We start from the raw sequence: 25,748 nt of genomic DNA on the forward strand, positions 1-25,748 counted from the left end.
CCTTTTTACTATATGGACATTTATTGTCCAAAACCTTTAAGGTTTGCTTTTTTCAACGCAGATTCATATTTGGTTGACATTAAATGACTTTGAATCTGTACGATGAAATCCATAATTACAACTACAACAATCAACAAAGACGTTCCACCAAAATAAAACTGAACATTCCAAGCTGATGTCATAATATAAGGAACTAAACATACAAACGTAATATATAATCCGCCAATTAATGTAAGGCGAGTCATAATTTTATCAATATAACGCGATGTTTGTTCACCTGGTCTAATTCCGGGTATAAATGCGCCAGACTTTTTCAAATTATCTGCTGTATCACGCGGATTATATTGCATTGCGGTATAAAAGAAACTAAAAAATATAATAGCCACAGCATAAACAATCAGATATAAAGGCTGTCCTGGATGTAATAATAGCGATAATTCAGTTAACCATTCCAAATTAGAACCTTGTCCAAACCAAGATGTTAACGTGGCAGGAAAAAGAATAATACTTGAAGCAAAAATTGCCGGAATAACTCCCGCCATATTTACTTTTAATGGTAGATGAGTTGAATGACCACCTACTATCTGACGACCTTGTTGACGTTTTGCATACTCGACTTTAATTCTTCTTTGCCCTCTTTCAAAGAAAACAACAAAATAGGTCACCGCAAAAACAATTACTGCGATCAATAAAAGAACTAATAGATGCATTTGCCCTTGACGAGCTTGCTCAATAGTTTGACCAATTGCTGAAGGCAACCCTGCAACAATACCTGCAAAAATAATTAAAGAAATGCCATTACCTATTCCACGCTCCGTAATTTGTTCACCTAACCACATTAGAAACATAGTCCCTGTTACAAGACTAATTACCGCTGTAAAGTAGAAACTAAAACCTAAATTAGGAACTAACCCAGGTAGCATATTAGGTAGACCAGTAGAAATACCGATTGCCTGAATAGTTGCTAATGCGAGAGTAGAATAACGTGTATACTTACTAATTTTACGTCTTCCCGCATCTCCCTCTTTCTTCAACTCTGCTAAAGCAGGATGAACCGTGGTCAATAATTGAATAATAATCGATGCTGAAATATAAGGCATGATACCTAATGCAAAAATTGACGCACGACTCAACGCACCACCAGAGAACATATTGAACATATCAATGATAGTGCCTTTTTGTTGTTCAAGTAATTGAGCCAGCACGGCCGCATCAATACCAGGAACCGGAATGAAAGAACCAATGCGGAAAACAATCAGTGCACCTAGCACAAATAATAATCTGCTTTTTAGTTCACTAGTACCGCTTTGAGTACTTCTATTTTGATAACCTGGTTGCTTAGCCATTTGTTAATTATTCCTCAATTGAACCGCCAGCAGCTTCAATAGCTACTTTTGCACCTTTAGTTACACCTAAACCACGAATGGTTACCGCAGTTTTAACTTCACCAGCAAGGATTACTTTCGCAAACCGGATATCCTTTGTTAAAACATTCGCTGCTTTTAATGTATCTAAAGTAATAATATTACCTTCTACTTTGGCTAAGTCGTTCAAACGAACTTCTGCTGTTACAGCTGATTTCATTGAAGTAAAACCAAATTTCGGTAATCGACGATACAAAGGCATTTGACCACCCTCGAACCCACGACGAACACCGCCACCAGTACGAGCTTTCTGACCCTTATGACCACGACCACTTGTTTTACCTAAACCAGAACCAATACCACGACCTAGGCGTTTCGCATTGTGCTTAGCACCTTCAGCCGGAGATAGAGTATTTAAACGCATTCTCTTACTCCTCCACTTTGACCATATATGAAACTTGGTTAATCATACCACGTATAGCCGGAGTATCAATTAACTCAACAGTATGATTAATACGGCGAAGACCTAGCCCACGTAAAGTAGCTTTGTGTTTTGGTAAACGAGCAATAGAACTACGAACTTGTGTTACTTTAATAGTTTTTGCCATCATCAATTACCCCAAGATTTCATCAACGGTTTTGCCACGTTTGGCAGCAACCATTTCTGGTGATTTCATATTTGCTAATGCATCAATAGTTGCACGAACAACGTTAATTGGGTTGGTTGAACCATATGCTTTAGAAAGAACGTTACGAACACCCGCAACCTCCAATACAGCACGCATAGCACCACCAGCGATGATACCCGTACCTTCACTTGCTGGTTGCATAAATACGCGAGAACCAGTGTGAGAACCTTTAATTGGATGCTGTAATGTGCCTTCATTTAAAGCCACAGTAATCATATTGCGACGTGCTTTTTCCATCGCTTTTTGGATAGCTGCCGGAACTTCGCGCGCTTTACCATAACCAAAACCTACTCGACCGTTACCATCACCTACTACTGTCAAAGCAGTAAAGCTCATAATACGACCACCTTTTACAGTTTTTGATACACGGTTTACCGCGATTAGCTTCTCTTGCAGTTCACCAGTTTGTTTTTCGATGCTTGCCATCTAAAATTACCTCTATTAGAACTGTAGACCAGCTTCACGGGCAGCATCCGCTAAAGACTGGACACGACCATGATACTTAAAACCGGAACGATCAAAAGCAACACTTTTGATACCTTTTTCTAATGCACGCTCAGCAACAATTTTACCAACCACTGCCGCTGCATCTTTATTTCCAGTATATTTAACTTGCTCACTAATTGCTTTCTCAACTGTAGAGGCAGTAGCAAGCACTTCTGAACCGTTTGGTGCAATAACTTGTGCATAAATATGACGCGAAGTGCGGTGAATAACTAAACGAATTACACCTTGCTCTCTCATCATATGACGTGCACGAGCTGCACGACGGATACGAGCTGATTTCTTATCCATAGTGTTACCTTAATTATTTCTTCTTGGCCTCTTTCATACGTACAACTTCATCAGCATAACGTACCCCTTTACCTTTGTAAGGCTCAGGACGGCGATAAGCGCGAATATCAGCTGCAACCTGACCAATCAATTGCTTGTCAGCACTCTTCAGAACAATTTCTGTTTGTGATGGACATTCAGCAGTTACACCAGCTGGTAACACATGGTCAATAGGATGTGAAAAGCCTAAACTTAGCACAAGTACATTGCCTTTCATTTGTGCTCTATAACCAACACCCACCAACTGTAACTTTTTAGTAAAACCTTCATTAACACCGATAACCATCGCATTGACCAATGCACGTGCTGTGCCTGATTGTGCATCAGCATTAGCAATACCTACACGAGGAGAGAATGTTAATTGATTATTATCTTGTTTAACTTCAACTGAGTTATGAATGGTGCGAGATAACTCACCATTTTTACCTTTTACTGTTAGTAGCTGACCGTCAAGTTTTACCTCAACGCCGGCAGGAATACTAACAGGTGCTTTTGCAACACGAGACATTTTCCTACCTCTCTTCTTAAGCTACGTAACAGATTATCTCACCGCCCAAGCCCGCTTGACGAGCTTTACGGTCAGTCATAATACCTTTAGATGTAGATACAACAGCAACACCCAATCCGCCCATCACTTTTGGCAATTCGTTTTTACGTTTGTAAATACGAAGGCCAGGACGGCTTACGCGCTGAATACTTTCTACAACCGGTTTTCCTTGGAAATATTTTAATGTAATTTCCAATTCAGGCTTAACGCCTTCCGAAACTTTAACGTTAGCAATATAACCTTCTTCCGCTAATACATTGGCAATAGCCACTTTTAGCTTGGATGAAGGCATACTAATCGCAACTTTATTCGCAGCTTGACCGTTACGAATACGAGTCAACATATCTGCGATTGGATCTTGCATACTCATTGTGCTTTTACTCCGATTCCAAAATAAAGTGGTAAATTACCAACTTGCTTTCTTAAGACCTGGTATTTCGCCACGCATAGCAGCTTCACGAACCTTAATACGGCTTAAACCAAACTTACGAAGAACTCCGTGAGGACGACCAGTTTGACGGCAACGATTACGCTGACGAACTGGACTAGAATCACGTGGAAGCGTTTGTAACTTCAACACTGCAGCCCAACGTTCTTCATCAGATGTATTTACATCAGAAATGACTTTCTTTAGTTCTTCACGTTTTTCGTAGAATTTATCAGCTAATTTAGCACGTTTTACATCGCGTGCGATCATTGATTGTTTTGCCACGATAACCTACCTTATTTACGGAATGGAAAATTGAAAGCCGCTAATAACGCTTGACCTTCTTCATCACTTTTCGCTGTTGTGGTAATAGTAATATCTAAACCACGCACACGATCTACTTTATCGTAGTCGATTTCAGGGAAAATGATTTGTTCACGAACACCCATGCTGTAATTACCACGACCATCAAATGACTTGGTGTTTAAACCACGGAAGTCACGGATACGTGGAACAGCGATAGTAATCAATCTTTCAAAGAATTCCCACATACGTTCACCACGTAGGGTTACTTTACAACCGATTGGATACCCTTGACGGATTTTAAAGCCTGCAACAGATTTGCGAGCCTTAGTTACTAAAGGTTTTTGACCACTGATTGCTGCTAAATCCGCTACTGCGTTATCTAGCAACTTTTTGTCGGTCAATGCTTCACCCACTCCCATATTCAGGGTAATCTTTTCGATTCGTGGGACTTGCATGACAGATGAGTAGTTGAATTTTGCTTTTAATTCATTGACTACCGTATCTCTGTAGTAATCATGCAGTTTCGCCATCACATTACTCCAGTTATTTAAATAATTTCATTATTAGATTTGAAGAAGCGTACTTTCTTACCATCTTCAATTCTAAAACCTACACGGTCAGCTTTATTTGTTGTCGGATTAAAGATTGCAACGTTTGATACATCAATTGCCGCTTCCTTTTTCACTAACCCACCAGCTTTACCTAAAGCAGGAACTGGTTTTTCGTGCTTAGTGATAATATTAACACCCTCAACAAAAACTTTACCGTTTGGTAACACTTTAGTTACCTTACCACGTTTGCCCTTGTCTTTACCTGCAAGAACAATTACTTCATCGTTTTGACGGATTTTTGCAGCCATTACATTTTCTCCTTATAGTACTTCTGGAGCTAAAGAGATGATTTTCATAAACTTCTCAGAACGAAGTTCACGAGTCACCGGTCCAAAAATACGAGTACCGATTGGTTGCTCAGTGTTATTGTTCAAAATCACACAAGCATTACCATCGAAACGAATAACTGCACCATCTGGGCGACGAACACCCTTCTTGGTGCGCACAACAACTGCTTTTAACACATCACCTTTTTTAACTTTACCGCGTGGAATTGCTTCTTTCACAGTAACTTTGATGATATCACCGATAGCAGCGTAACGACGGTGCGATCCACCTAGAACCTTGATACACATTACGCTACGAGCCCCTGAATTATCAGCAACATCCAGCATAGTCTGTTCTTGGATCATATTAGTGCTCCGTTAAAATAAAAAACACCCTTTCGGGACGAACCCATCTACCCTATGGTAAACAGGTCGCAGAGTTTAGCACAATAGCACCGCACTTATCAAGTAACTTTTGGAAAAAGATAACAGGTTTCGTTAAAGAAAACATACTGCGGTTATTTTGCAAAAAACAACCGCTCTTTGATATCCTCACGAACAACTAGAATGTTACCCCGACATTCAAAATAAAATTTCTGCCCATTTGCGGTACATAAGGCAAATAGGAGTTATGAATATAGATTTTTTGATTCAACAAATTATTCGCACTTAATGTCGCACTATATTCTACTCCATCTATTTTACGTGAATAATTGAGAGAAAGATTCAGTAAGTGATAGCCTTGGGTAACATCTTCAGGGACAAGTTCTGTATAATGACCGTCATACCCAAGCCCTTTCGCATTTTCTCTTCGCTTCTCTGCTTCCTCACGATCAATCTCTTTGATCACGGTATTAATGGATATGCGTTTTTGTGCAAACATTCTCGTATATTCCAATGAACCGGACCAATTATCGTTAAACTGGCTCTTTAGACGAAATCCCAAGCGCATAGGGGGAACACGGGCTGCATTGCGGTTGGGACGTTCGATAGTTTGCTCTCCAATTTTATGATAGCTCCATTCCTCCCCCCATTCTTCGTTCTCAACACATTTCTCGAGATTATTTTTTCTATCATTCTCAAGTTCACATACCCTTTTAAACTTCGGATTACCATAGAATTTTTTAAAACCAAAGAGTTTACCATTGACATAATCGCCAAAGAACGTAATTCTATGATTAGGCGTTATCTGATAACCGATTTCGCCCTCAAAACCATAGAACCTTGCCTGAGATTGGTTATAGCGACGCATAAATAAGTTGCCCTCGCGATACAAATTCTCATTGTGGATATAATTCTTAAAGCGTTGGTAATAAGCACTGACTTTAAAATCCCATTTGTCGGAAATACGCATCAGACCGATTTCTACATTATTTGACCGCTCTTTCTTTAAATCCTTATTGCCATATTGAAAGGAATTTGTTGCAAGATGTTTACCATGATAATACAGCTCCATTGGTGATGGAATTCTTTCATTATGCGAGCCAGTGATAGACAGTCGATAAGCCGGATGAAAATCCCACATTAGAGTACCTGAATATGACAAAGCATTTTCAGTATAAGGAGATAAATCTGGTAGACGAACTTTAGAACCTGCAGCTTTATCAAGACGTAATTTATGCGGATCATATTTGATTGGAATGCGTTGTTTCTCCCATCTTGCCCCCACTTCAACAATAAAATTACGCCAAGTAAATTGCTCTAATGCAAATACACTGAATTGCTTATTCGTGTGCGGTACCAATGGATTACGTTCAGACTCTTTTCTCTCACCACTTAAATCTTGTCCATTATTATTTAAACTAGGCGCTAAACGCTGCACTTTAGTTTTTTGTGTTTGATACTGCATCCCTACTACACCATTAAAATGCTCTGTAGGTTGATGATAAATCTCTAAACGGCTATTAAATCCACGATTAGCATAAAAAGCTTCTGGTTTTCCTGACATAATGGCAGCCGTATATTTCTTTCTATCTTTTATGCCCTGCGAATCATTCTTATCAATATGTGCCTTGCCATCATGCTTTTCATCGTGATAATAGTCTGCATAAGCAAGCGAGAGTTTTACTTTGCTAATCCCTGGAATAGGTGATTTCCACTCTCCTCTTACATCATAACGCTTAGAACGCATATCCACAACAGGACCTGCTTCACTAATATCATGATCATGTCCATAAATACTTTCATGGCTATGCTTATGCCCTTGGATATCCGCACCACAATGGAAATGTAGAGAAGAAATCATATCAGCATCTGTCATCAAATGTGGGTAAGCATTAAGATAAGGTGCCTCACCATCCCCCCCTGTAATGGCTTTCAAATTATCTGTATCAAACAAATGCCCTGAACAATAATCAAACGCATGATTATGCCCAGGAATACCGTAACGGTCTTTACGATAACTTACGGAGGCGCCTAAATAGCCTTTATCGCCTATCCAAGTTGTGCCTAGCGTTCCTACTTTTGATTTATGATGACTATCCGGTAGGTAGTTTAATTTTTGACCAATAAATACCTCTGGCACATGGTAATTCTCTGATTTGCGTGTCAGCCCCTCGGCACGAATCAGGAAATTATCGCCTGCTGCTAAGGTAACCCCTGCGGTCAAGACTTTTTCTTTACTCGCTGTATCAAAACGTGAAACGATCTCTCCCTCATACCCTTTCTCAGGACGAGAAGTCGGAATACGGTTATCGACAATATTCACTACACCAGCAGGTGATGCCATACCATACATTAAGGTAGATGTCCCTCGCACCAATTCGACCTGCTGTGCTAAAAGTGTATCAGCGACTACAGCATGGTCAGGCGAAATATTGGACATATCGACAATATCCGACCCATTTTGCAAAAGCTTAATACGCACCCCTTCTTGCCCTCTAATCACAGGAGCACTTGCTCCGCCTCCAAAGGGGTTAGAATGCACGCCCAATTCTCCGGCTAAAGCATTACCTAAGGTGGCAGAACGTGTTTTAAACTCTTTACCCTCAATAAATACATCACTAGCTTTACGACCACCTTGGAAAGCGAGTGATTGAAAATCAGCTACACTGCTACTATCAGATACGACAACTTCATCTAATTCCGCAATGATCTCTGCTGAGATACTGTTGCCGGAGACTAAAAGAGTCAATACAAATAATTCTTTTCTAAATTTATATAGTTTCATTTTTTATCCTTAAATAATTTTAAGGTTAGAATCAGATTTTCTTACAAAACTAAAAAACAATAATCATTTTTAAAATATAGTTATAATTTATATTAAATATCGTGCTTATCAGCAGTAAAATTTTAAAAATTTCTATAAATCAAAAAAACCAAAAACCTAGCATTTCTGCTAGGTTCTTACTTATATACGTTGTCAATTAAGCCTGTGCTTTCTCAACAACACGAACTAAAGTGTGCGATTTAGTTTTGGAGAGTGGACGACACCCTCTAACTTCAACTACATCACCCAATTTTGCTTCGTTATGTTCATCATGTACGTGCAGTTTAGTAGTGCGACGGATAAACTTACCATAAATAGGATGTTTAACTGTACGTTCGATAGCAACCACAAATGACTTATCCATTTTGTCACTAATCACTTTACCCTGTACTGTACGAATTTTATCAGTCATTATGCGCCCGCCTTTTCGGTTAATACAGTTTTTACTTGTGCAATACTGCGACGCACTTGTTTTAACTGATGGGTTTGTTGAAGCTGACCGGTGGCTGCTTGCATACGCAATTTGAATTGCTCACCTAACAAGTTAACCAATTCAGCATTCAGCTCTTCAACAGTTTTTGTACGTAGTTCTTGAGCTTTCATTACATCACCGTTTTAGTTACGAATGTTGTCTTAATTGGAAGTTTTGCAGCTGCCAATGCAAACGCATGACGAGCAACTTCTTCAGATACACCATCCATTTCATACATTACTTTACCCGGCTGGATTAAAGCTACCCAGTACTCAACGTTACCTTTACCTTTACCCATACGGACTTCTAATGGTTTTTCAGTAATTGGTTTATCTGGGAATACACGAATCCAGATTTTACCTTGACGTTTAACCGCACGAGTCATCGCTCGGCGTGCAGCTTCAATTTGACGTGCTGTCAAACGACCACGACCAACTGCTTTTAAACCAAAGGTACCGAAACTAACTTCTGTACCAGCAGCAATACCACGGTTACGACCTTTGTGGACTTTACGAAATTTTGTACGTTTTGGTTGCAACATTTAGCAAATCTCCTTACTTACGACCTTTACCACGTGGAGCCTTTTTAGGCGTGGCTGGTTGTTGTTCCGGTTGTTGTGCAATTGCAGCCATTCCACCAAGAATTTCACCTTTGAAGATCCATACTTTAACGCCAATTACGCCGTATGTAGTATGAGCTTCTGAGGTGTTATAATCGATGTCCGCACGTAATGTATGTAGTGGTACACGACCTTCGCGATACCATTCAGAACGTGCAATTTCTGCGCCACCTAGACGACCACTTACTTCAACTTTGATGCCTTTAGCACCTAAACGCATTGCGTTTTGTACTGCTTTTTTCATAGCACGACGGAACATTACTCGACGTTCAAGTTGTGAAGCAATACTACCTGCAACTAATTTTGCATCTAATTCAGGTTTTTTCACTTCAGCAATGTTGATTTGAGCCGGAACGCCTGCAATAGCAGCTACTGCGTTACGTAATTTTTCAACATCTTCGCCTTTTTTACCAATTACGATACCTGGACGAGCTGTGTGAATTGTTACACGGATGCTTTTCGCCGGACGCTCAATAGTAATGCGTGAAACTGAAGCATTCGCTAATTCTTTATTCAAGAATTGACGTACTTTGAAATCACCGTCTAAATTATCAGCGAAATCTTGTGTATTCGCAAACCAAGTAGAGTTCCAAGGCTTAACAATACCTAGGCGAATACCATGTGGATGTACTTTTTGACCCATTGTTATTCCTCTACTATTATCGATCTGACACAACCACTGTAATGTGGCTTGTACGTTTTAAAATACGATCTGCACGACCTTTAGCACGTGGCATAACACGTTTCATGCTTGGACCTTCATCAACAAAAATCTTCGCAACTTTAAGATCGTCAATATCTGCACCATCATTATGCTCTGCATTAGCAATTGCAGATTCAAGCACCTTTTTCACCAAAGCTGCCGCTTTTTTGTTAGTGAAAGTGAGAATTTCTAAGGCTTGTGCAACTTTCTTACCACGGACTAAGTCCGCAACTAAGCGAGCTTTTTGCGCTGAAGTGCGAGCGTAACGATGTTTAGCAATAGTTTCCATCTCTTACCCCTTACTTCTTAGCTTTCTTATCCGCAGCGTGACCGCGGTATGTACGAGTCGGTGCAAATTCACCTAATTTATGACCGATCATTTCATCAGAAACATAAACAGGAACGTGCTGACGACCATTATGGACTGCGATGGTCAATCCGATCATTGAAGGAATGATCATTGAACGACGGGACCAAGTTTTAATTGGTTTTTTATCCCCGCTTTCCACCGCCTTCTCTACCTTCTTCAACAAGTGTAGGTCAAGGAAAGGACCCTTCTTGAGAGAACGTGGCATGGCATATCCTCTTAATTTAATTAATATTATTTGCCACGACGACGTACGATATATTTATCGGTACGTTTGTTGTGACGAGTTTTCTTACCTTTGGTTTGAACACCCCAAGGTGTAACAGGATGCTTACCGAAGTTACGACCTTCACCACCACCATGAGGGTGATCTACTGGGTTCATTGCTGTACCACGAACTGTTGGACGAACACCTCTCCAACGGTTAGCACCAGCTTTACCAAGTACGCGAAGCATATGCTCTGAATTACCAACTTCGCCAATAGTAGCTACACATTCAGATAATACTTTACGCATCTCGCCTGAACGAAGACGTAAAGTCACATAATTACCTTCACGAGCGATAATTTGTACATAAGCACCAGCAGAACGAGCAATTTGTCCGCCTTTGCCTGGTTTTAACTCAACGTTATGTACTGTTGAACCAACCGGAATATTACGCATCGGTAACGAGTTACCAATTTTAATTGGTGCATTAATACCTGATTGGATTTGATCGCCTGCGGATAAACCTTTAGGTGCCAAAATATAGCGACGTTCGCCATCTTTGTAAAGCACCAAAGCAATGTTTGCAGAACGATTCGGATCATATTCAAGACGCTCAACAACCGCTGGGATATCTAACTTGTTACGTTTGAAATCGATTACACGGTAATGTTGTTTATGACCACCACCAATATGACGAGTAGTGATACGTCCTAAATTATTACGACCGCCAGTTTTAGATTTGGTACCTAATAACGGTGCGTAAGGCTTGCCCTTATGTAATTCAGGGTTTACGATTTTAACAACGTGACGACGACCAGCGGAGGTCGGCTTACATTTAACGATAGCCATTTATTTTTTCTCCTCCGAAATTACTCAGCTGCACCTTCAACGAAGTCAAGCGATTGACCTTCTTGAAGAGTAACATAAGCCTTTTTCCAGTCACTACGCTGACCCATTTTAGCACCGCGACGTTTAGTTTTACCTTTAACAACCACTGTACGAACTGAGTCTACTTTCACTTCAAACAATTGCTCAACAGCATTTGCAATTTCGACTTTATTTGCATCTAAAGCAACTTTGAAAACAATTGTATTTGATTTTTCAGTATTATTTGTTGCTTTTTCTGATACGTGAGGGGCTCTCAACACTTTTAACAAACGTTCTTGTTGAATCATGCGAACATCTCCTCAATTTGTTTTACCGCTTCTACAGTTACAACAACTTTATCGAATGCGATTAAGCTAACCGGATCAATAGCTTGCACATCACGAACATCAACTTTATATAAGTTACGTGCCGCTAAGAATAGATTCTCATCTAAACTTGCAGTGATGATAAGCGCGTCAGTTAACGCCATATCTTTTAATTTTTGTACTAAAACCTTAGTTTTTGGTACATCGATCTCAAATTTTTCAACAACCACTAAACGATCTTGACGAACTAATTCAGAAAGAATACTTTTGATTGCGCCACGATACATTTTCTTGTTTACTTTTTGGCTATGATCTTGTGGTTTAGCTGCAAAGGTCACACCACCTGAACGCCAAATTGGCGATTTAATGTCACCTGAACGAGCACGACCAGTACCTTTTTGACGCCAAGGCTTTTTACCTGAACCAGACACTTCAGCACGCGTTTTTTGTGCACGAGAACCCTGACGAGCACCTGCTGCATAAGCAACAACCACTTGGTGGATTAACGCTTCGTTAAACTCACGTCCGAAGGTAGTTTCAGAAACAGTGAGTGCGTTTGCACCTACAACTTGTAATTCCATCTCTATCTCCTAGACTTATGCTTTAACTGCTGGTTTAACGATAACATCACTATTAGTTGCACCAGGTACAGACCCTTTCACTAATAATAATTTACGTTCAACATCAACACGAACAATTTCAAGTGATTGAACAGTAACGCGTTCAGCACCTAAATGTCCAGCCATTTTTTTACCTTTAAACACACGACCTGGAGTTTGGTTTTGACCAATAGAACCAAGCACACGATGTGATAAAGAGTTACCATGAGTTGCATCTTGAGTACGGAAATTCCAACGTTTAACACCACCTTGGAAACCTTTACCTTTTGATGTCCCAGTAACATCTACTTTTTTAACATCTGTAAAGATGTCAACATTGATTTCTTGACCTAAAGTGAATTCTTCACCCTCAGTACGAAATTCCCATAAACCGCGACCAGCTTCAACACCTGCTTTCACGAAATGACCTGCTTCAGGCTTGGTTACACGACTTGCTTTTTTAAAACCAGTAGTAACCTGAACTGCAGTATAGCCATCGTTTTCAAGAGTTTTAACTTGAGTCACACGGTTGGCTTCAATTTCGATTACGGTAACTGGAATTGACACCCCATCTTCATTGAAGATACGAGTCATACCAACTTTACGACCGACTAAACCAATCATTGTAATAACCTCTTAATTAACCTAGGCTGATCTGCACGTCAACGCCGGCAGCCAAATCTAAACGCATTAATGCATCAACAGTTTTTTCTGTTGGCTCTACAATATCGACTAAACGTTTATGTGTGCGAATTTCATATTGATCACGTGCATCTTTATTTACATGTGGAGAAATCAATACTGTGAAACGTTCTTTGCGAGTTGGCAAAGGAATTGGCCCACGGACTTGTGCACCAGTACGTTTAGCTGTTTCTACGATCTCCGCTGTAGATTGATCAATTAAACGATGATCAAAAGCTTTTAAGCGGATACGGATTCTTTGGTTCTGCATTAGACCAGAGCTCCAATAAAATTAGCTATAAAAAAACTGACACCATCACCTTTAACATCTTAAATAAAGGGAAGTGCAGCGAACCTACTTAGTCCTCCAAATTGGGGACATTTTATCTATTACATACCGTAATAGTACGTTCAATAAATGATTACATCAAACGACTTTCATATCGAAAGTGGTGAGATTATACTCATGATCTCAAAAAAAGCAAGTTATTTTATAAAAATCACGAAATAATCACCGCACTTTTTATTGATGTCACATAATACTGGACTTCCATACTTTTAAATTTGTTTTTAATTCTCCACTAAACAACGCAGAACCAGAAACAATCCAATCAATTTGATGAGTTCCTTGCTTGAAATATTTTGCAAGTTCCAGCGTCATTGAGCCGTCTATATTGATTAATTTTTCCACACGTCGATTACCCAATCGCTTTTCTACCTGTATTACACGATCTAAAATCAACTCGGAAGGGTATTTTGTTCCGTTTCTCGGATCTAAAGTTAATAATTGAATTACATCAATTTGATCCAAATAAGGTTCCAATTCAGAAATCGGCGTTTCCGGACATAAGCAGGCTCCAATTAATACAGGATATACCTGATTGGCATAAGTTGTTTTCTGTTTAGCAAGCCATTCTATCGTTAAAGCAAAATCATGATATTGCTCTAACTGCAATGTCACTAAATTTGCACCATTTGCTACAACAGCTTTTGCTACTTCCAACTGATCTCTTACCATTAAATGCACATCTTTAAAACAATGTGTTGGAAAATATTTAATTCCTATTGCTCCAACTGTAAATAACGAACTAAATTGCCCATCAGCAATATCGAAGTGCAGTACATTAATCTGATTCTCCAACAATGTTGTTACCTCTTCATTAAGTTGAAGCCAATTTGCAGATAAGATACCAACACTCAGTTTTTGCTGCTTTAACTGCTGAATAAGTGATAATTTAGACATAAGGATTCGGTAATATCCATTCAAAGATTTTCTTACTTCTTGAACCAGTCATTAAAGATTCTAATTCTCTTACACAACGGCGATAATGTTCAGTTTGCCGATGAAAATTTAGTGCTGTTTCATTTTCATACACTTCGTATGCATAAAAACGAGTACGTATTTCCGGATCTCGTAATATGTCAAAACGCAAATTTCCCAGTTCTTGGCGAGTGCCAATATGGTTACGTTCAAAAACCTCAAGAAATTCTTTTTCTTTACCTTCTTTTATATTGATTTCAACAAGCATAGCAAACATAAGCTTCTCCTTATCATAGAAAACGTGGGAAAAATAGGTTGGCTAACTTAGCCAACCTAATTAACTTAGTTGTTTTTCTCACTTAAATAGAGTTGGTAGGCATCTTTTGCATTTTCTCCACCGTGAACAACCGCTTGCACCGCCTTGATCATCGCAATTGGTGCTTCAGATTGAAAAATGTTTCTGCCCATATCCACACCAGCTGCACCTTGATCAATCGCTTGATAGCACATTTCAAGAGCATCCAATTCCGGTAATTTTTTACCTCCGGCAATTACAATCGGTACAGGGCAACCTGCTGTAACCCGCTCAAATCCCCTATCAACATAGTAAGTTTTAATAATGTGAGCCCCCATTTCTGCGGCAATACGAGTCGAAAGTGAGAAGTAGCGTTGATCACGAGCCATATCCTTCCCTACACCAGTTACTGCCATCACAGGCATTCCATAGCGATTACCCTGATCGACCAATTGAATAATATTTTTAATCGATTGATGTTCATATTCAGAACCGATATAAACCTGTGCAGCCATGGCGGATACATTTAATCTCAAAGCATCCTCAATACTAACTGCAACTGCTTCGTTAGAAAGTTCTGTCAAAATAGAATTTGCACCAGACGCTCTTAAAGCAATAGATTTCCGGGTATCCGGCGGTACAACGCTTCTTAAAATACCACGGGTACACATCAATACATCGGTATAATCAAAGAGCGGTGCAATATTGAGGTCAATGCGCTCAAGACCCGTCGTCGGACCTTGGAAATAGCCGTGATCAAAGGCTAACATAATTGTCTTACCTGTTTTGGGATTAAAGATATTGGCAAGACGTGATTGCATTCCCCAATCTAATGCACTGGAACCTTTGACGAAAAAAAGCTTGTTAGTTTGAGGAATACCAATACCAAAATCTTTACCGTCTTTAATATCATCTAAATCTGCCATAGATTGTCTCCTATATAATTAGAAATCATAGTTATCAATATTATCTTTAGTGAATACAACACGCTCAGGTAGTAACACAATACCGTTTCCCTTTGCTTCAAACTCATAGCCTTGTACTTTATTTGCTGATACTTCTACTTCACCAATACCATCAACATTCAATTTATCGCCAACCTTAAGAGAATTACCTTTTAACAATTCATTAGCTACTGCAACAGAGAGTTGACCTTGCTTCACAACATCCCATAAACCAAACTGATTTACTGTGCCTCGTTTTACGTAAGGACGCATTACATTCGGCGTACTGAATCCGACAACGATTGTACCTTGTCGTTTAAGGTTCTCAACTGCTTGAGCGGCAGCCGGCAAAGCATTGGCATCTGGAGCAATAATCGCATCTAAATCAGGATAGGCTTTTAAGATCCCCTCGGCAGTTTGCAGCGATTTAATTGCATCGTTATAGCCAAATTGTGTCGTCACAATTTCCCATTTGGGATGTTCTTTTTCAATTTTTGCTTTGGCCTCTTTAACCCACTGGTTTTGGTCAGTCACTGTTGGACTGGAATAGAAAAATGCAACTTTTGCTTTTGGTTTAGAAATTTGACTTGATACCATTTCAACTAGCATTGAGCCAAGTTGAGTAGGTGTTCCTTGATTAATATAGTAGCTTCGGCACTCAGGCTGAGTATCGGAGTCCCAAGTTAATACTTTTACACCTTTTTTCATCACTCTTTTTAAGGTAGAGCACAATCCATCAGGCGATACTGCTGAGACGATAATGGCATTATAACCCTGGTTCACAAAGTTATTGATCATCTGAACTTGGTTCGATACGCTCGGTTCTGCCGGACCGTCATAGGTTACATCCAAACCTAATTTTTTTCCCATTTCGACCGCACCTTGCCCACCACTGGTAAAAAAACCAACGCCAACTAATTTTGGGATAAATGCCACCTTATCCATAGCCTGTGCTATGTTAAAACCGGTAAAACCTAACGCTACGGCAAGAGCGGTTGTTTTTAAAAGTGAGTATTTCATAGAACGTCTCCTCAATTGAGTGTATGATTAAAAAACATACCAAAACAACAAGTATGCAGGGGTTTTATCGCAGTCAATTTTGACAAAAATCATCATAAACTAACCGCTTATTTTAAACTGCTCGGATTCGATTCCACCATTGAATCACTACTGCCCGATGTGTATTAAGCGATTTCCCGATAAGTACAATAATCAACAATGCTCCGGACAAGGCACTGGATGTTTCATTCGAAATTCCAACCATCTGCAACCCTTGTTGTAAGTAGCCAATCAATAATGCAGCTATTGCTGTACCAATCACTGAACCTGAACCACCGTAAATATTCGCACCACCAAGTACAACTGCGGTTAGTGCCGGCATTAACAACGAACTCCCTAAGTCCGAACGAGCTGAACCAAAGTAGGATACCAGCAACACACCGACAAAAGCCGCAATCAAACCAATTAACGGATAAATAATAAATAGAGTTTGATTAACTGGTACAGCACTATACTTAGAGACCCGTAAATTTTGCCCAATTAAAAATGTGCTACGACCAATACGAGTACGATGCATCAACAGCCAAAACAGTGATGTCATTATTAAGAAATAAATAATCGGTGTTGGAATAATACCAAAACTGAGATTTGCAAAATCAAGTAACACATCGGGAAATCCACCAATACCCTCATAGCCCGTTGCACCAGCAAAACCTGATAATAACAATGCACCACCACCAAACAGATACATTGTGCCAAGCGTAATAACCAGCGGGTTAACTTGAGTATAGATAATGAGTACAGCATTAATCGCACCACACAATGATCCGACTGCAAATGTCACCGCAATTGCTACACTTAACGGTATTCCTAGTCTAAATAATACGCCGAGAGTAATGGCACATAGCCCCACTACAGATCCAAATGAAATATCCATCCCTCCACTGACTATAATCAGTGTTAGAGGCAATGCCAACATTCCGATATAAATAAAATCGCTGGTGCTGTTAAATAAGACATTGAGATCCAATAACCGAGGATTAACCAAACCGAACCCGATAATTTCCAGTATCAGTAGACAAAAGAGAGCTATTTCCCAGCTGTATTTCTTAATCATTTTTGATTCTCCTGCAATGAATTATCTTTAAGAAAACGGGCATAACGCTGTTGTTTGATATTATTAACAATCATTACTCGGATTCTACCGTCAAATACCAATACAGCTAATAGAACCACACCAGCAACAAAGTTATTCCAATAGGCAGGCACTTTCATCAGTACTAAAATCGTATCAATTTGAATCAGGAAATATGCCCCTAATACAGCACCAATAATATTACCTGCACCACCCAGTAAACTTATTCCACCTAATACACAAGCCGCAATTGCTTTCATTTCCAGCCCATTACCAGTTGAATTTGGCACAAAACCGATTTGAGAAGCAAAAATAATTCCAGCTAAAGCAGCCATTAGACCGTTTACTGCAAATGCACTAATGCGAATAACATTCACCTTTACACCTAATTGCAAGGCACCTTGTAAATTATCCCCCACTGCATAAAAACAACGACCAATATAAGTGTGAGTAAAAAAGTAGTACGTGACTAAAATGAGGAAAAGAACAGCTAACCCAATAGGCGAAAACCCCAATACAATTTCTTCTGACAATGTTTTCAATGAATGTGGCAAACCTTCAATCCACTTACCGCCAGTTAATACTAACATTAAGCCTTTATATAAACCCAATGTCCCCAATGTCGCCACAATAGCTGGTATTCTAAGTACTGAGACTAATACACCGTTTACCCCACCTGCAATAATCCCGCACAGTAAAGTAATAGTGCACGCAATCAGTAGGGAATAACCTGAATTTAGCACTAATCCAACAACTACTGCACTTAATCCCATAATTGAGCCGACAGAGACATCAATATTACGAGTTAAAATCACAAAGGTCGCACCAATAGCTAACAAAGCTAATATTTGGGTCGAGTTAAAAATCATCATGAGAGTTTGTAAGCTAAAGTCATCCGCCACACCTAGCAATCCAAATAACAACAAAATGGCAGCTAAAATAGTTAATTCACGATTGTTCTGAATAAATTTCCACATAATGCCTCCTAACTACTGAATGCCAGTCGCATAATATTATCAGTATTGATATCTTCACCTTTCAACGATTGACTAAGCTTACCGTCGTGCATTACCAAAACTCGACTAGACATTTGTTCTATTTCCTCCAAGTCAGATGAAATGAACAACACGGCTACATTTTGTTTGGCAATACTTTTTATTAATTGATAAATATCTGCTCTCGCACCAATATCAACGCCACGAGTTGGCTCATCAACAATCAACAACCGAGGATCGGCTTCCAAACATTTTGCGATCAAAATTTTTTGCTGATTACCACCTGATAAGGTACGTACCGATTGCTCAACATGATTAAATTTTATTCCGATAGCATGGTAATAGCGTTCTAAAATTGCTTTCTCCTTGGACTCATCAATCCAAAAGCCCATATCATGATAGGTTAATCCGCAGGTATTCCAACTTAATGGTGAATCCAAATGCAATCCAGAGGCTTGCCTATCTTCGGGCAAATACACTAAGCCTCGTTTAAGCCGTTGCTTAACGGACAGTGAATTAATTAGCTCATCACAAAATATCACTTTACCGGATTTGGCTTTACGCAAACCATACAGCGTTTCAGCTAATTCGGTTCTACCTGAGCCGACTACGCCTGCTAATCCTAAAATCTCGCCAGGATAAATTTCAAAGTTGATATCTCGGAATCCTTCACCAGTGAAATTTTCTACTGTCAATAATGGAAATTCGGTCGATTTCACCCTCTTATGCCCTGGTAAATCCAACCACAACTGCTGACTTTCTGTTAATGATGCATTTTTAGCTCGAGGAGTAATCGCCTGAATAACATCGTCGTGATTGATCTTGTCAATTGGCTCGCTTAAGGCAATGTAACCATCTCGCATTACACTCACCCAATCAGCAATTTGCCAAACTTCAGACAATTTATGCGAAATAAAAACAATCCCTACCCCTTTGACGAGTAAGGAATTTATCTGTCCGAATAAATTTTCGGTTTCCACTGGTGTTAATGAGGCGGTAGGTTCATCTAAAATCAGAATCTGAGCATCTCGCATTAAGCCTCGCATAATTTCAACTAACTGCTGATCAGCAACATCTAATAAACCAGCCTGCATATCCAAATTTAAATGTGAGTTTAGTTCCGTCAACAACGCTGTGAGCTTTGACTGTAAATCCATTGTTCTTGGCAAACCGAATAAAATATTCTCTTTGACACTCAAATTAGAAAATAACAAAGGTTCTTGCGGAACAAGGTAAATACCTAATTGATGTGCCTTGCTTGGTGTTAAATTGGTTCGGACTTTGCCATGAATTTTTAACGTACCGGTATCTTGCAGCTGAATACCGGCAATAATTTTCATCAAGGTTGATTTGCCAGCACCGTTTCCACCAAGTAGAGTATGCACCTGCCCAGAATAAAGGGAAAAGTTAATGGATTTTAGTACTTCAACACCAGAGAAAGCTTTACTTACATCACAAGCTTCCAGTAAAGGCGTAGGATTAGATTCTGTCTCTTTCATTTTCGCCCCTTCAAATTGAACAAATGAAAATTTTAATTGTCATTTGTTCCAAATCATAACCCAAAAAATTCTATTTTTTTGTGATAAACTTCACATTTTTAAGAATTTTATGTCTTTTTTTCACATTAAATGTAAAATGTGATCGAATTCACACTTTAGAAAAAGAACATTTGATTAAAATTAAAATCAGATGAATAATAAAAACAGGGTAAAAAAAATGATAAATTTAGATAATCACTACGAGTCTGGCTTTAACGAGGAAGAGTTATTAGCACGCATTGCGTGGTTCTACTACCACGATAATCTGACACAAAATGAAATTGGTGAGAAATTGGGCTTGCCCCGTTTAAAAGTTTCACGCTTACTGGAAAAAGGGCGACAAATCGGCTTAATCAAAGTTCAAATCAACTCTCGTTATAAAGGATGCTTGGAACTAGAAGAAGCTTTAAAACAGCGATTTCATTTACAGCATATTCGTGTGTTGCCAGAGTTACAGAATTATGAAGTCAATGCCCGCTTAGGTGTCGGAGCCTCTCAAATGTTGATGGGATTACTCAAAGCAAAGCAAGTTCTCTCTTTTGGGTTTGGTGACACCGTGATGCACACGGTAAAGCACTGCAATGATTTTATTAAACAAAACCAGATTAAGTTAATCACCTTAACCGGCGGTGTTGGACCTTATATGCAAAGTATTGGGCAACTTGATAGTAGCTGTGCTATCAGTATTATTCCCGCCCCTCTACGAGCTTCTTCACCTGAAGCTGCACAACTTTTCCAAAAAGAGGGGTATGTACGAGATATTATGTTAGCAGCCAGTATGGCTGATGTTGCCGTCGTTGGTATCGGATCTACGGTTCAGAAAACACGCTCCACTTTGCTTCAAACAGGTTATATCATCAATGAAAAACAACTAGATGAATTTCGTCAAAAAGGTGCTGTGGGGGATATTTTAGGCTATTTCTTACAAGAAAATGGAAACATTCAACCGGATATGCCGATTCACGAGGAATTAATCAGCGTTTCATTAGATAGTATCAAGCGAATACCGACTATTATTGGCGTTGCCGGTGGTGAAGATAAAGTTGAAGCAATTATTGCCGCACTTTTAGGACAGCATATCAATTCATTAGTCACAGAGGAAAAAACCGCACGCACTATTTTAGCTAAAGTAGTGTAACGATTTTCCTCAGATAATCGGAGGAAAACATAATGCAATTATCCCGTTATTTAATGGCATTAGATGCCGGCACAGGTAGTATTCGTGCAGTTATTTTTGATCTTGAAGGAAATCAAATCGCTACGTCACAAAAAGAATGGACACATATTTCCGACCAAAATATCCCAGGCTCAATGGGCTTTGATTTACAAAATAACTGGCACCTTGCTTGCTTATGTATTCAAGAAGTTTTAGCTACCAGCCAAATAGATGCTAAACAAATTATAGCTATATCGACTTGCTCTATGCGTGAAGGCATTGTTTTATACGATGCCAATAAAAACCCGATTTGGGCGTGCGGTAATGTGGATGCCAGATCTGTAGAAGAAGTTATTCAATTAAAGTCTCTAAACCAGTATCAGTTTGAACAACAAGTTTATCAATCCTCCGGTCAAACACTGGCATTAAGTGCATTACCCCGTTTACTTTGGCTTGCACATCATCAACCTAATCTTTATGCTCAAGTCCATTTTCTCTCTATGATTAGCGATTGGTTAGGATTTATGCTTAGCGGAGAACTGGCCGTCGAACCTTCAAATGCTGGCACAACCGGCATTCTCAACCTAAAAACCCGAAAATGGGAGCACACTTTACTAGAGATGGCTGGACTCAATCCTGCTATTTTACCGAAAGTAAAAGAGACAGGTGAAATACTCGGTCAAGTAACCGCCCATTCTGCACAGCAAACCGGGTTAATAGTCGGCACGCCTATTGTTGTTGGTGGTGGTGATGTGCAATTAGGTTGTATCGGACTAGGGATCACAGAACCGGGGCAAGCTGCTATTATTGGAGGAACTTTCTGGCAACAGGTCGTAAACTTACCACAAGCAATGACAGATCCTAAAATGAATATACGCATCAATCCGCATGTCATTGCACCGATGGTACAAGCAGAATCTATCAGCTTCTTTACAGGGCTTACTATGCGTTGGTTTAGAGATGCTTTCTGTGAAGAAGAAAAAGCCGTCGCTCATCGCTTAGGTGTTGATGCTTACACATTACTGGAACAAATGGCAGAAAAGATACCCGTAGGTTCAAATGATGTTATTCCTGTATTCTCTGATGCTATGCATTTCAAATCTTGGTATCACGCAGCCCCATCATTTATTAACCTTTCGATTGATCCTGAAAAATGTAACAAATCAGTCCTGTTTAGGGCATTACAAGAAAATGCAGCAATTGTATCTTCATGTAATCTTGATCAAGTCCAGCAATTCAGCCAAGTTAATCTTACCAGTATTGTTTTTGCCGGAGGTGGTGCAAAAGGGAAATTATGGAGCCAAATTCTAGCCGATGTAACAGGATTGGTTGTTAATGTACCTGTAGTAAAAGAAGCAACTGCTCTAGGATGTGCCATTGCAGCTGGAGTAGGTGCTGGTATTTATACTTCATTACATGAAGCAGGTAAAACATTAGTAAAATTTGAAAGACAACATCAACCAAATGCAAGAAATCATAATTTATATCAAATACATAAAGAAAAATGGCAAGAAATATACCAGCAGCAATTGAAATTGGTTGACAGAGGACTAACCATTTCGCTTTGGAAAGCTCCTGGGATTAAATAAATATCTAAAACGACAGCAACGTAAACTTAAAAAGAGTATACCAATTTTTCTTTACGTTGCTACTTCACTTTTCCAGTCAAGTGACTAAAATCTACCGGAATTTCTTCACCTCATGAAATTACCTTTCATATTAAATCTAAGCAATAACCCGATTATTCTCTCTTAGACATACCGTATTAGCTCAGATATTGAGTGGTAAGTACGCAATCCTTAAACCAACAATAACAACTCATCAAATTGGCTTGATTTAAGCATTCATTGATTGTATTGTAACGGCTTTTGTTTCACGCCAAATTAATCCTGTATTACTTTATCATTTAGGCGTGGGCGTTTCCGTCGGCATGCACAAAAAGAGAAAAGCTCACGAAAACGCTAAACCCTAACCGTTTCAATTATCAAACAAGTAAAAAATGAAGCAAAATCAACCGCACTTTTATCGAGGTCGTTTTTCCGTTGCTCCTATGCTGGACTGGACTACACGCCACTGCCGTTTTTTCCATCGGCAGTTCAGCCGGTATACCTTACTCTATACAGAAATGGTTACTACCGGTGCAATTATTCATGCCAAATACGATCATCTTGCTTATGATGTATCGGAAAACCCCGTGGCATTACAACTCGGCGGAAGTGATCCTGAAAAACTGCAATATTGTGCAAAAAAAGCTGAAGAACGTGGCTATCAAGAAATAAACTTGAATGTAGGTTGTCCATCCGATCGGGTGCAAAATGGGATGTTCGGTGCTTGCCTGATGGCAAGGGCTGCTCTAGTAGCAGAATGTGTGAACGCAATGCAAAGTGCGGTCAATATTCCAGTCACAGTAAAAACTCGTCTTGGTATTGATGAGTTTGATAGCTATGAATTTCTATGTGATTTTATCGAAAAAGTACATAATATCGGTTGCCAAGAATTTATTATTCATGCTAGAAAAGCATGGTTATCAGGGTTAAGTCCAAAAGAAAATCGTGAAATTCCGCCACTTAATTATGAGCGAGTTTATCAGTTGAAAAAGGATTTTCCTGATTTATTGATCAGCATTAATGGCGGAATTAAAACGCTTGAAGAAATTCAACGACATCTCAATTATGTGGACGGAGTAATGGTTGGGCGTGAAGCTTATCAAAACCCGTCTTTATTGGGCTATATTGATCAAGCGTTATTTGATCCGTCTTGTGCAATTATCACGCCAAGACAAGCAATAGAAAATATGTTTCCTTACATAGAGCAACAATTGAGTCAAGGCGTTTATCTTAATCATATTGCTCGCCATTTATTAGGTGCATTTCAACAATGTAAAGGGGCAAGGCAATGGCGACGCTATATGAGTGAAAACATCCATAAATCTCATGCCGGTGTGGAGGTTATTGAAAAAGCCTTAACTTTCATTGAGGAAAAATAAAACCTATAAAAATGCCCTTAACAATGATTTTTAAGGGCATTTTTAACAATATACTTAGGATTTTTGTTCTAAAAGGGCGGTCGGATTTTCTGCTGTTTTTTTGGTTTTATTTTCCGACTCTTTAATTGACATCGCATTTCTCAATCCTTCCTCACGAACTTTTTGTGCTAATTCAAGCTCTCCAACCTGTTCGAAAACATAAGCCGCCATAGTAATATCATTTGCTTGTAAGCTCGCTTTATTCTCTATCACTTTCTTGAATGCTTCTGCCGCTTTAGCGAAATCATCATTACGCACATAAAGGTAACCTAACGCACGTTCAACACAGCAACAATCTTTACTGTTTGACTGTTTTGCACGTTTTTCCAAAAGTTTTAATAACTTACTGTTATCTTCTGGTTGTAAACGAGTAATTTGAGTACAAAGAGCAACATTAGCTTCAACACTATTTTCAACTTTTTTCAGAGCATCAATAGCTAACTCATAAGCACTTTCATGATCATCACTATCTAGTAAACGACGAATTAAACCAACCTTAACATATAAATCATTACGGCGTTTACGAGGCTGTTCATCCCACCAACGTAATAACCCATCAACACCCTCTTCGTTCATTTTCTCGTCTAATAAACCATCTTCGACTTTACGTTGAAGTGCGGTGAATTCATCGGAAGAATATAATCCAACTTTTTCAATTTGATCTAGAATTTTATCCAATGCGTGGAAGGCGGCAGATTTCAGGTAAATTTTCACTGCCAGCTTTAATACTTCTTTATTACGAGAGGTCATCTCCAGTAAACTATCCACCGAACTACGAGCTGCCGGAAGTTTATTTTGTTGCAATAAAATTCTAGTACGTGCAATTTCGACAATTAAACTGTCTGTACCTGCTAATTCTGTTGCTTCAATTAAATAGCGATTGGCAACAAAATCATCGCCTCGCTGTTGTGCCGCTTCCGCCGCTTTAATTAAATTCAATATCGGTTTATCTGAATGTCTAGCATTTTTTCCAATCAATTTCTCAGCTTTGGAATAATCGCCCTCATTCATCTTCACTAAACCTTCCAAAGTTTGACGTTGTGCCTTAACACGTTTACGACGAGAGAACCAACTATAGGTATTATTACTCAAACGGAAGAAACGTGTAACCACCCATTCAATCAGATAAACAATGGCCATTAAAATCACAAAGAAAATAACCAACATCGTGATTGACATTTCGATGTTATAGCTTGCCGTTTGAATTAACACATATCCCTGTTTACCTGATAAATAGGGACCGCCAATTAATCCAGCCAATAAAACCAGCATTAAAAATAGAACTCTGAACATACGCTATTCTCCTA

The 25,748-nt window shown here is 39.2% G+C and carries 34 protein-coding genes; 3 read left to right on the forward strand and 31 right to left on the reverse strand.

Going from position 1 to position 25,748, the window contains the following annotated elements:
- Window positions 1-20: 20 nt before the first annotated feature.
- The 30 genes from secY to lsrA form a co-directional block, all read right to left on the reverse strand.
- Window positions 21-1,346 (reverse strand): preprotein translocase subunit SecY, encoded by a 1,326-nt coding sequence (gene secY / locus HNR69_RS01850; protein ID WP_075293563.1) that lies wholly within the window; start codon window positions 1,344-1,346, stop codon window positions 21-23.
- A 7-nt stretch (window positions 1,347-1,353) separates the two neighbouring features.
- Complete coding sequence (gene rplO / locus HNR69_RS01855; RefSeq protein ID WP_011608234.1) at window positions 1,354-1,788, reverse strand: 50S ribosomal protein L15; 435 nt, start codon at window positions 1,786-1,788, stop codon at window positions 1,354-1,356.
- A 4-nt stretch (window positions 1,789-1,792) separates the two neighbouring features.
- Complete coding sequence (gene rpmD / locus HNR69_RS01860; protein ID WP_041604457.1) at window positions 1,793-1,972, reverse strand: 50S ribosomal protein L30; 180 nt, start codon at window positions 1,970-1,972, stop codon at window positions 1,793-1,795.
- A gap of 6 nt (window positions 1,973-1,978) precedes the next feature.
- Window positions 1,979-2,479 (reverse strand): 30S ribosomal protein S5, encoded by a 501-nt coding sequence (gene rpsE / locus HNR69_RS01865; RefSeq protein WP_011608232.1) that lies wholly within the window; start codon window positions 2,477-2,479, stop codon window positions 1,979-1,981.
- A gap of 15 nt (window positions 2,480-2,494) precedes the next feature.
- A complete protein-coding gene (rplR, locus tag HNR69_RS01870) occupies window positions 2,495-2,848 on the reverse strand; it encodes a 50S ribosomal protein L18 (protein ID WP_011608231.1) in 354 nt (117 codons plus the stop codon).
- A gap of 13 nt (window positions 2,849-2,861) precedes the next feature.
- Window positions 2,862-3,395, reverse strand: coding sequence for a 50S ribosomal protein L6 (gene rplF, locus HNR69_RS01875; RefSeq protein WP_075293564.1), 534 nt, complete (start codon window positions 3,393-3,395; stop codon window positions 2,862-2,864).
- A gap of 16 nt (window positions 3,396-3,411) precedes the next feature.
- Window positions 3,412-3,804 (reverse strand): 30S ribosomal protein S8, encoded by a 393-nt coding sequence (gene rpsH, locus HNR69_RS01880; protein WP_011608229.1) that lies wholly within the window; start codon window positions 3,802-3,804, stop codon window positions 3,412-3,414.
- Between the two features lie 36 nt (window positions 3,805-3,840).
- The gene (gene rpsN / locus HNR69_RS01885; RefSeq protein ID WP_011608228.1) at window positions 3,841-4,146 is read right to left on the reverse strand and encodes a 30S ribosomal protein S14; all 306 of its coding nucleotides are present in this window, start codon (window positions 4,144-4,146) and stop codon (window positions 3,841-3,843) included.
- A gap of 11 nt (window positions 4,147-4,157) precedes the next feature.
- Window positions 4,158-4,697, reverse strand: coding sequence for a 50S ribosomal protein L5 (rplE, locus tag HNR69_RS01890; RefSeq protein WP_011608227.1), 540 nt, complete (start codon window positions 4,695-4,697; stop codon window positions 4,158-4,160).
- A gap of 17 nt (window positions 4,698-4,714) precedes the next feature.
- Entirely contained in the window at window positions 4,715-5,026 is a 312-nt protein-coding gene (gene rplX, locus HNR69_RS01895) for a 50S ribosomal protein L24 (RefSeq protein WP_011608226.1), read from the reverse strand.
- 12 nt (window positions 5,027-5,038) lie between these two features.
- Entirely contained in the window at window positions 5,039-5,410 is a 372-nt protein-coding gene (gene rplN, locus HNR69_RS01900; protein ID WP_005711998.1) for a 50S ribosomal protein L14, read from the reverse strand.
- Between the two features lie 196 nt (window positions 5,411-5,606).
- Window positions 5,607-8,213: a TonB-dependent receptor gene (locus tag HNR69_RS01905; RefSeq protein ID WP_075293565.1), complete on the reverse strand. Its 2,607-nt coding sequence runs from the start codon at window positions 8,211-8,213 to the stop codon at window positions 5,607-5,609.
- A gap of 196 nt (window positions 8,214-8,409) precedes the next feature.
- On the reverse strand, window positions 8,410-8,664 hold the full coding sequence (rpsQ, locus tag HNR69_RS01910) for a 30S ribosomal protein S17 (RefSeq protein WP_011608224.1): 255 nt from the start codon (window positions 8,662-8,664) through the stop codon (window positions 8,410-8,412).
- The gene (gene rpmC / locus HNR69_RS01915) at window positions 8,664-8,855 is read right to left on the reverse strand and encodes a 50S ribosomal protein L29 (RefSeq protein WP_011608223.1); all 192 of its coding nucleotides are present in this window, start codon (window positions 8,853-8,855) and stop codon (window positions 8,664-8,666) included. The genes rpsQ and rpmC overlap by 1 nt, the downstream gene beginning before the upstream one ends.
- Window positions 8,855-9,265, reverse strand: a complete 411-nt coding sequence (rplP, locus tag HNR69_RS01920) for a 50S ribosomal protein L16 (protein ID WP_011608222.1) — start codon at window positions 9,263-9,265, stop codon at window positions 8,855-8,857. The genes rpmC and rplP overlap by 1 nt, the downstream gene beginning before the upstream one ends.
- 13 nt (window positions 9,266-9,278) lie before the next feature.
- Complete coding sequence (gene rpsC / locus HNR69_RS01925; RefSeq protein ID WP_011608221.1) at window positions 9,279-9,986, reverse strand: 30S ribosomal protein S3; 708 nt, start codon at window positions 9,984-9,986, stop codon at window positions 9,279-9,281.
- 16 nt (window positions 9,987-10,002) lie between these two features.
- Window positions 10,003-10,335: a 50S ribosomal protein L22 gene (gene rplV / locus HNR69_RS01930; RefSeq protein WP_009500761.1), complete on the reverse strand. Its 333-nt coding sequence runs from the start codon at window positions 10,333-10,335 to the stop codon at window positions 10,003-10,005.
- A gap of 10 nt (window positions 10,336-10,345) precedes the next feature.
- On the reverse strand, window positions 10,346-10,621 hold the full coding sequence (gene rpsS / locus HNR69_RS01935; protein WP_005539416.1) for a 30S ribosomal protein S19: 276 nt from the start codon (window positions 10,619-10,621) through the stop codon (window positions 10,346-10,348).
- 26 nt (window positions 10,622-10,647) lie between these two features.
- A complete protein-coding gene (rplB, locus tag HNR69_RS01940) occupies window positions 10,648-11,469 on the reverse strand; it encodes a 50S ribosomal protein L2 (protein WP_012341028.1) in 822 nt (273 codons plus the stop codon).
- 20 nt (window positions 11,470-11,489) lie between these two features.
- A complete protein-coding gene (gene rplW / locus HNR69_RS01945) occupies window positions 11,490-11,795 on the reverse strand; it encodes a 50S ribosomal protein L23 (RefSeq protein WP_011608219.1) in 306 nt (101 codons plus the stop codon).
- Complete coding sequence (rplD, locus tag HNR69_RS01950; RefSeq protein ID WP_075293566.1) at window positions 11,792-12,394, reverse strand: 50S ribosomal protein L4; 603 nt, start codon at window positions 12,392-12,394, stop codon at window positions 11,792-11,794. The genes rplW and rplD overlap by 4 nt, the downstream gene beginning before the upstream one ends.
- Window positions 12,395-12,409: 15 nt before the next feature.
- Complete coding sequence (gene rplC / locus HNR69_RS01955; protein WP_011608217.1) at window positions 12,410-13,036, reverse strand: 50S ribosomal protein L3; 627 nt, start codon at window positions 13,034-13,036, stop codon at window positions 12,410-12,412.
- Between the two features lie 16 nt (window positions 13,037-13,052).
- Window positions 13,053-13,364: a 30S ribosomal protein S10 gene (rpsJ, locus tag HNR69_RS01960; protein ID WP_001181005.1), complete on the reverse strand. Its 312-nt coding sequence runs from the start codon at window positions 13,362-13,364 to the stop codon at window positions 13,053-13,055.
- Window positions 13,365-13,625: 261 nt separating this feature from the next.
- Window positions 13,626-14,336, reverse strand: a complete 711-nt coding sequence (locus HNR69_RS01965; RefSeq protein ID WP_075293568.1) for a beta/alpha barrel domain-containing protein — start codon at window positions 14,334-14,336, stop codon at window positions 13,626-13,628.
- Window positions 14,329-14,631, reverse strand: a complete 303-nt coding sequence (lsrG, locus tag HNR69_RS01970) for a (4S)-4-hydroxy-5-phosphonooxypentane-2,3-dione isomerase (RefSeq protein WP_011608215.1) — start codon at window positions 14,629-14,631, stop codon at window positions 14,329-14,331. The genes HNR69_RS01965 and lsrG overlap by 8 nt, the downstream gene beginning before the upstream one ends.
- A 65-nt stretch (window positions 14,632-14,696) precedes the next feature.
- On the reverse strand, window positions 14,697-15,575 hold the full coding sequence (gene lsrF / locus HNR69_RS01975) for a 3-hydroxy-5-phosphonooxypentane-2,4-dione thiolase (RefSeq protein WP_011608214.1): 879 nt from the start codon (window positions 15,573-15,575) through the stop codon (window positions 14,697-14,699).
- An 18-nt stretch (window positions 15,576-15,593) separates the two neighbouring features.
- A complete protein-coding gene (gene lsrB / locus HNR69_RS01980) occupies window positions 15,594-16,613 on the reverse strand; it encodes an autoinducer 2 ABC transporter substrate-binding protein LsrB (protein ID WP_075293569.1) in 1,020 nt (339 codons plus the stop codon).
- A 112-nt stretch (window positions 16,614-16,725) separates the two neighbouring features.
- On the reverse strand, window positions 16,726-17,709 hold the full coding sequence (gene lsrD / locus HNR69_RS01985) for an autoinducer 2 ABC transporter permease LsrD (protein ID WP_075293570.1): 984 nt from the start codon (window positions 17,707-17,709) through the stop codon (window positions 16,726-16,728).
- Entirely contained in the window at window positions 17,706-18,704 is a 999-nt protein-coding gene (lsrC, locus tag HNR69_RS01990; protein WP_075293571.1) for an autoinducer 2 ABC transporter permease LsrC, read from the reverse strand. Before lsrC ends, lsrD begins: the two co-directional genes overlap by 4 nt.
- Before the next feature lie 8 nt (window positions 18,705-18,712).
- Entirely contained in the window at window positions 18,713-20,221 is a 1,509-nt protein-coding gene (lsrA, locus tag HNR69_RS01995) for an autoinducer 2 ABC transporter ATP-binding protein LsrA (RefSeq protein WP_011608210.1), read from the reverse strand.
- Between the two features lie 217 nt (window positions 20,222-20,438).
- Between lsrA and lsrR the strand changes: the two genes are divergently transcribed.
- The 3 genes from lsrR to dusA all read left to right on the forward strand — a co-directional run bounded on the left by lsrR (window position 20,439) and on the right by dusA (window position 24,402).
- Window positions 20,439-21,398, forward strand: a complete 960-nt coding sequence (gene lsrR / locus HNR69_RS02000) for a transcriptional regulator LsrR (RefSeq protein ID WP_075293572.1) — start codon at window positions 20,439-20,441, stop codon at window positions 21,396-21,398.
- 53 nt (window positions 21,399-21,451) lie between these two features.
- Complete coding sequence (gene lsrK, locus HNR69_RS02005) at window positions 21,452-23,005, forward strand: autoinducer-2 kinase (RefSeq protein ID WP_075293598.1); 1,554 nt, start codon at window positions 21,452-21,454, stop codon at window positions 23,003-23,005.
- Window positions 23,006-23,415: 410 nt separating this feature from the next.
- A complete protein-coding gene (dusA, locus tag HNR69_RS02010) occupies window positions 23,416-24,402 on the forward strand; it encodes a tRNA dihydrouridine(20/20a) synthase DusA (RefSeq protein ID WP_075293573.1) in 987 nt (328 codons plus the stop codon).
- A 54-nt stretch (window positions 24,403-24,456) separates the two neighbouring features.
- Here the strand turns inward: dusA and HNR69_RS02015 are convergent, their stop codons facing one another.
- Complete coding sequence (locus tag HNR69_RS02015) at window positions 24,457-25,734, reverse strand: heme biosynthesis protein HemY (protein WP_011608206.1); 1,278 nt, start codon at window positions 25,732-25,734, stop codon at window positions 24,457-24,459.
- Window positions 25,735-25,748: the final 14 nt, after the last annotated feature.

The organism is Histophilus somni, from assembly GCF_014202395.1.
GTDB classification, from domain to species: Bacteria; Pseudomonadota; Gammaproteobacteria; order Enterobacterales; family Pasteurellaceae; genus Histophilus; species Histophilus somni.

What these genes read in the sequence shown, in the direction of transcription:
- lsrD (WP_075293570.1), bottom strand. Translation starts at nt 17,709, where the DNA reads ATGATTAAGAAATACAGCTGGGAAATAGCTCTCTTTTGTCTACTGATA.
- rpsQ (WP_011608224.1), bottom strand. Translation starts at nt 8,664, where the DNA reads ATGACTGATAAAATTCGTACAGTACAGGGTAAAGTGATTAGTGACAAA.
- rpsJ (WP_001181005.1), bottom strand. Translation starts at nt 13,364, where the DNA reads ATGCAGAACCAAAGAATCCGTATCCGCTTAAAAGCTTTTGATCATCGT.
- rpsE (WP_011608232.1), bottom strand. Translation starts at nt 2,479, where the DNA reads ATGGCAAGCATCGAAAAACAAACTGGTGAACTGCAAGAGAAGCTAATC.
- HNR69_RS02015 (WP_011608206.1), bottom strand. Translation starts at nt 25,734, where the DNA reads ATGTTCAGAGTTCTATTTTTAATGCTGGTTTTATTGGCTGGATTAATT.
- rpmC (WP_011608223.1), bottom strand. Translation starts at nt 8,855, where the DNA reads ATGAAAGCTCAAGAACTACGTACAAAAACTGTTGAAGAGCTGAATGCT.
- lsrR (WP_075293572.1), top strand. Translation starts at nt 20,439, where the DNA reads ATGATAAATTTAGATAATCACTACGAGTCTGGCTTTAACGAGGAAGAG.
- lsrF (WP_011608214.1), bottom strand. Translation starts at nt 15,575, where the DNA reads ATGGCAGATTTAGATGATATTAAAGACGGTAAAGATTTTGGTATTGGT.
- rpsS (WP_005539416.1), bottom strand. Translation starts at nt 10,621, where the DNA reads ATGCCACGTTCTCTCAAGAAGGGTCCTTTCCTTGACCTACACTTGTTG.
- rpsC (WP_011608221.1), bottom strand. Translation starts at nt 9,986, where the DNA reads ATGGGTCAAAAAGTACATCCACATGGTATTCGCCTAGGTATTGTTAAG.
- rpmD (WP_041604457.1), bottom strand. Translation starts at nt 1,972, where the DNA reads ATGGCAAAAACTATTAAAGTAACACAAGTTCGTAGTTCTATTGCTCGT.
- rplR (WP_011608231.1), bottom strand. Translation starts at nt 2,848, where the DNA reads ATGGATAAGAAATCAGCTCGTATCCGTCGTGCAGCTCGTGCACGTCAT.
- lsrC (WP_075293571.1), bottom strand. Translation starts at nt 18,704, where the DNA reads ATGTGGAAATTTATTCAGAACAATCGTGAATTAACTATTTTAGCTGCC.
- lsrG (WP_011608215.1), bottom strand. Translation starts at nt 14,631, where the DNA reads ATGTTTGCTATGCTTGTTGAAATCAATATAAAAGAAGGTAAAGAAAAA.
- rplV (WP_009500761.1), bottom strand. Translation starts at nt 10,335, where the DNA reads ATGGAAACTATTGCTAAACATCGTTACGCTCGCACTTCAGCGCAAAAA.
- rplE (WP_011608227.1), bottom strand. Translation starts at nt 4,697, where the DNA reads ATGGCGAAACTGCATGATTACTACAGAGATACGGTAGTCAATGAATTA.
- rplX (WP_011608226.1), bottom strand. Translation starts at nt 5,026, where the DNA reads ATGGCTGCAAAAATCCGTCAAAACGATGAAGTAATTGTTCTTGCAGGT.
- lsrK (WP_075293598.1), top strand. Translation starts at nt 21,452, where the DNA reads ATGGCATTAGATGCCGGCACAGGTAGTATTCGTGCAGTTATTTTTGAT.
- rplC (WP_011608217.1), bottom strand. Translation starts at nt 13,036, where the DNA reads ATGATTGGTTTAGTCGGTCGTAAAGTTGGTATGACTCGTATCTTCAAT.
- lsrA (WP_011608210.1), bottom strand. Translation starts at nt 20,221, where the DNA reads ATGAAAGAGACAGAATCTAATCCTACGCCTTTACTGGAAGCTTGTGAT.
- rplW (WP_011608219.1), bottom strand. Translation starts at nt 11,795, where the DNA reads ATGATTCAACAAGAACGTTTGTTAAAAGTGTTGAGAGCCCCTCACGTA.
- dusA (WP_075293573.1), top strand. Translation starts at nt 23,416, where the DNA reads ATGAAGCAAAATCAACCGCACTTTTATCGAGGTCGTTTTTCCGTTGCT.
- rplN (WP_005711998.1), bottom strand. Translation starts at nt 5,410, where the DNA reads ATGATCCAAGAACAGACTATGCTGGATGTTGCTGATAATTCAGGGGCT.
- lsrB (WP_075293569.1), bottom strand. Translation starts at nt 16,613, where the DNA reads ATGAAATACTCACTTTTAAAAACAACCGCTCTTGCCGTAGCGTTAGGT.
- rplB (WP_012341028.1), bottom strand. Translation starts at nt 11,469, where the DNA reads ATGGCTATCGTTAAATGTAAGCCGACCTCCGCTGGTCGTCGTCACGTT.
- rplP (WP_011608222.1), bottom strand. Translation starts at nt 9,265, where the DNA reads ATGTTGCAACCAAAACGTACAAAATTTCGTAAAGTCCACAAAGGTCGT.
- HNR69_RS01965 (WP_075293568.1), bottom strand. Translation starts at nt 14,336, where the DNA reads ATGTCTAAATTATCACTTATTCAGCAGTTAAAGCAGCAAAAACTGAGT.
- rpsH (WP_011608229.1), bottom strand. Translation starts at nt 3,804, where the DNA reads ATGAGTATGCAAGATCCAATCGCAGATATGTTGACTCGTATTCGTAAC.
- HNR69_RS01905 (WP_075293565.1), bottom strand. Translation starts at nt 8,213, where the DNA reads ATGAAACTATATAAATTTAGAAAAGAATTATTTGTATTGACTCTTTTA.
- rplO (WP_011608234.1), bottom strand. Translation starts at nt 1,788, where the DNA reads ATGCGTTTAAATACTCTATCTCCGGCTGAAGGTGCTAAGCACAATGCG.
- rplF (WP_075293564.1), bottom strand. Translation starts at nt 3,395, where the DNA reads ATGTCTCGTGTTGCAAAAGCACCTGTTAGTATTCCTGCCGGCGTTGAG.
- secY (WP_075293563.1), bottom strand. Translation starts at nt 1,346, where the DNA reads ATGGCTAAGCAACCAGGTTATCAAAATAGAAGTACTCAAAGCGGTACT.
- rplD (WP_075293566.1), bottom strand. Translation starts at nt 12,394, where the DNA reads ATGGAATTACAAGTTGTAGGTGCAAACGCACTCACTGTTTCTGAAACT.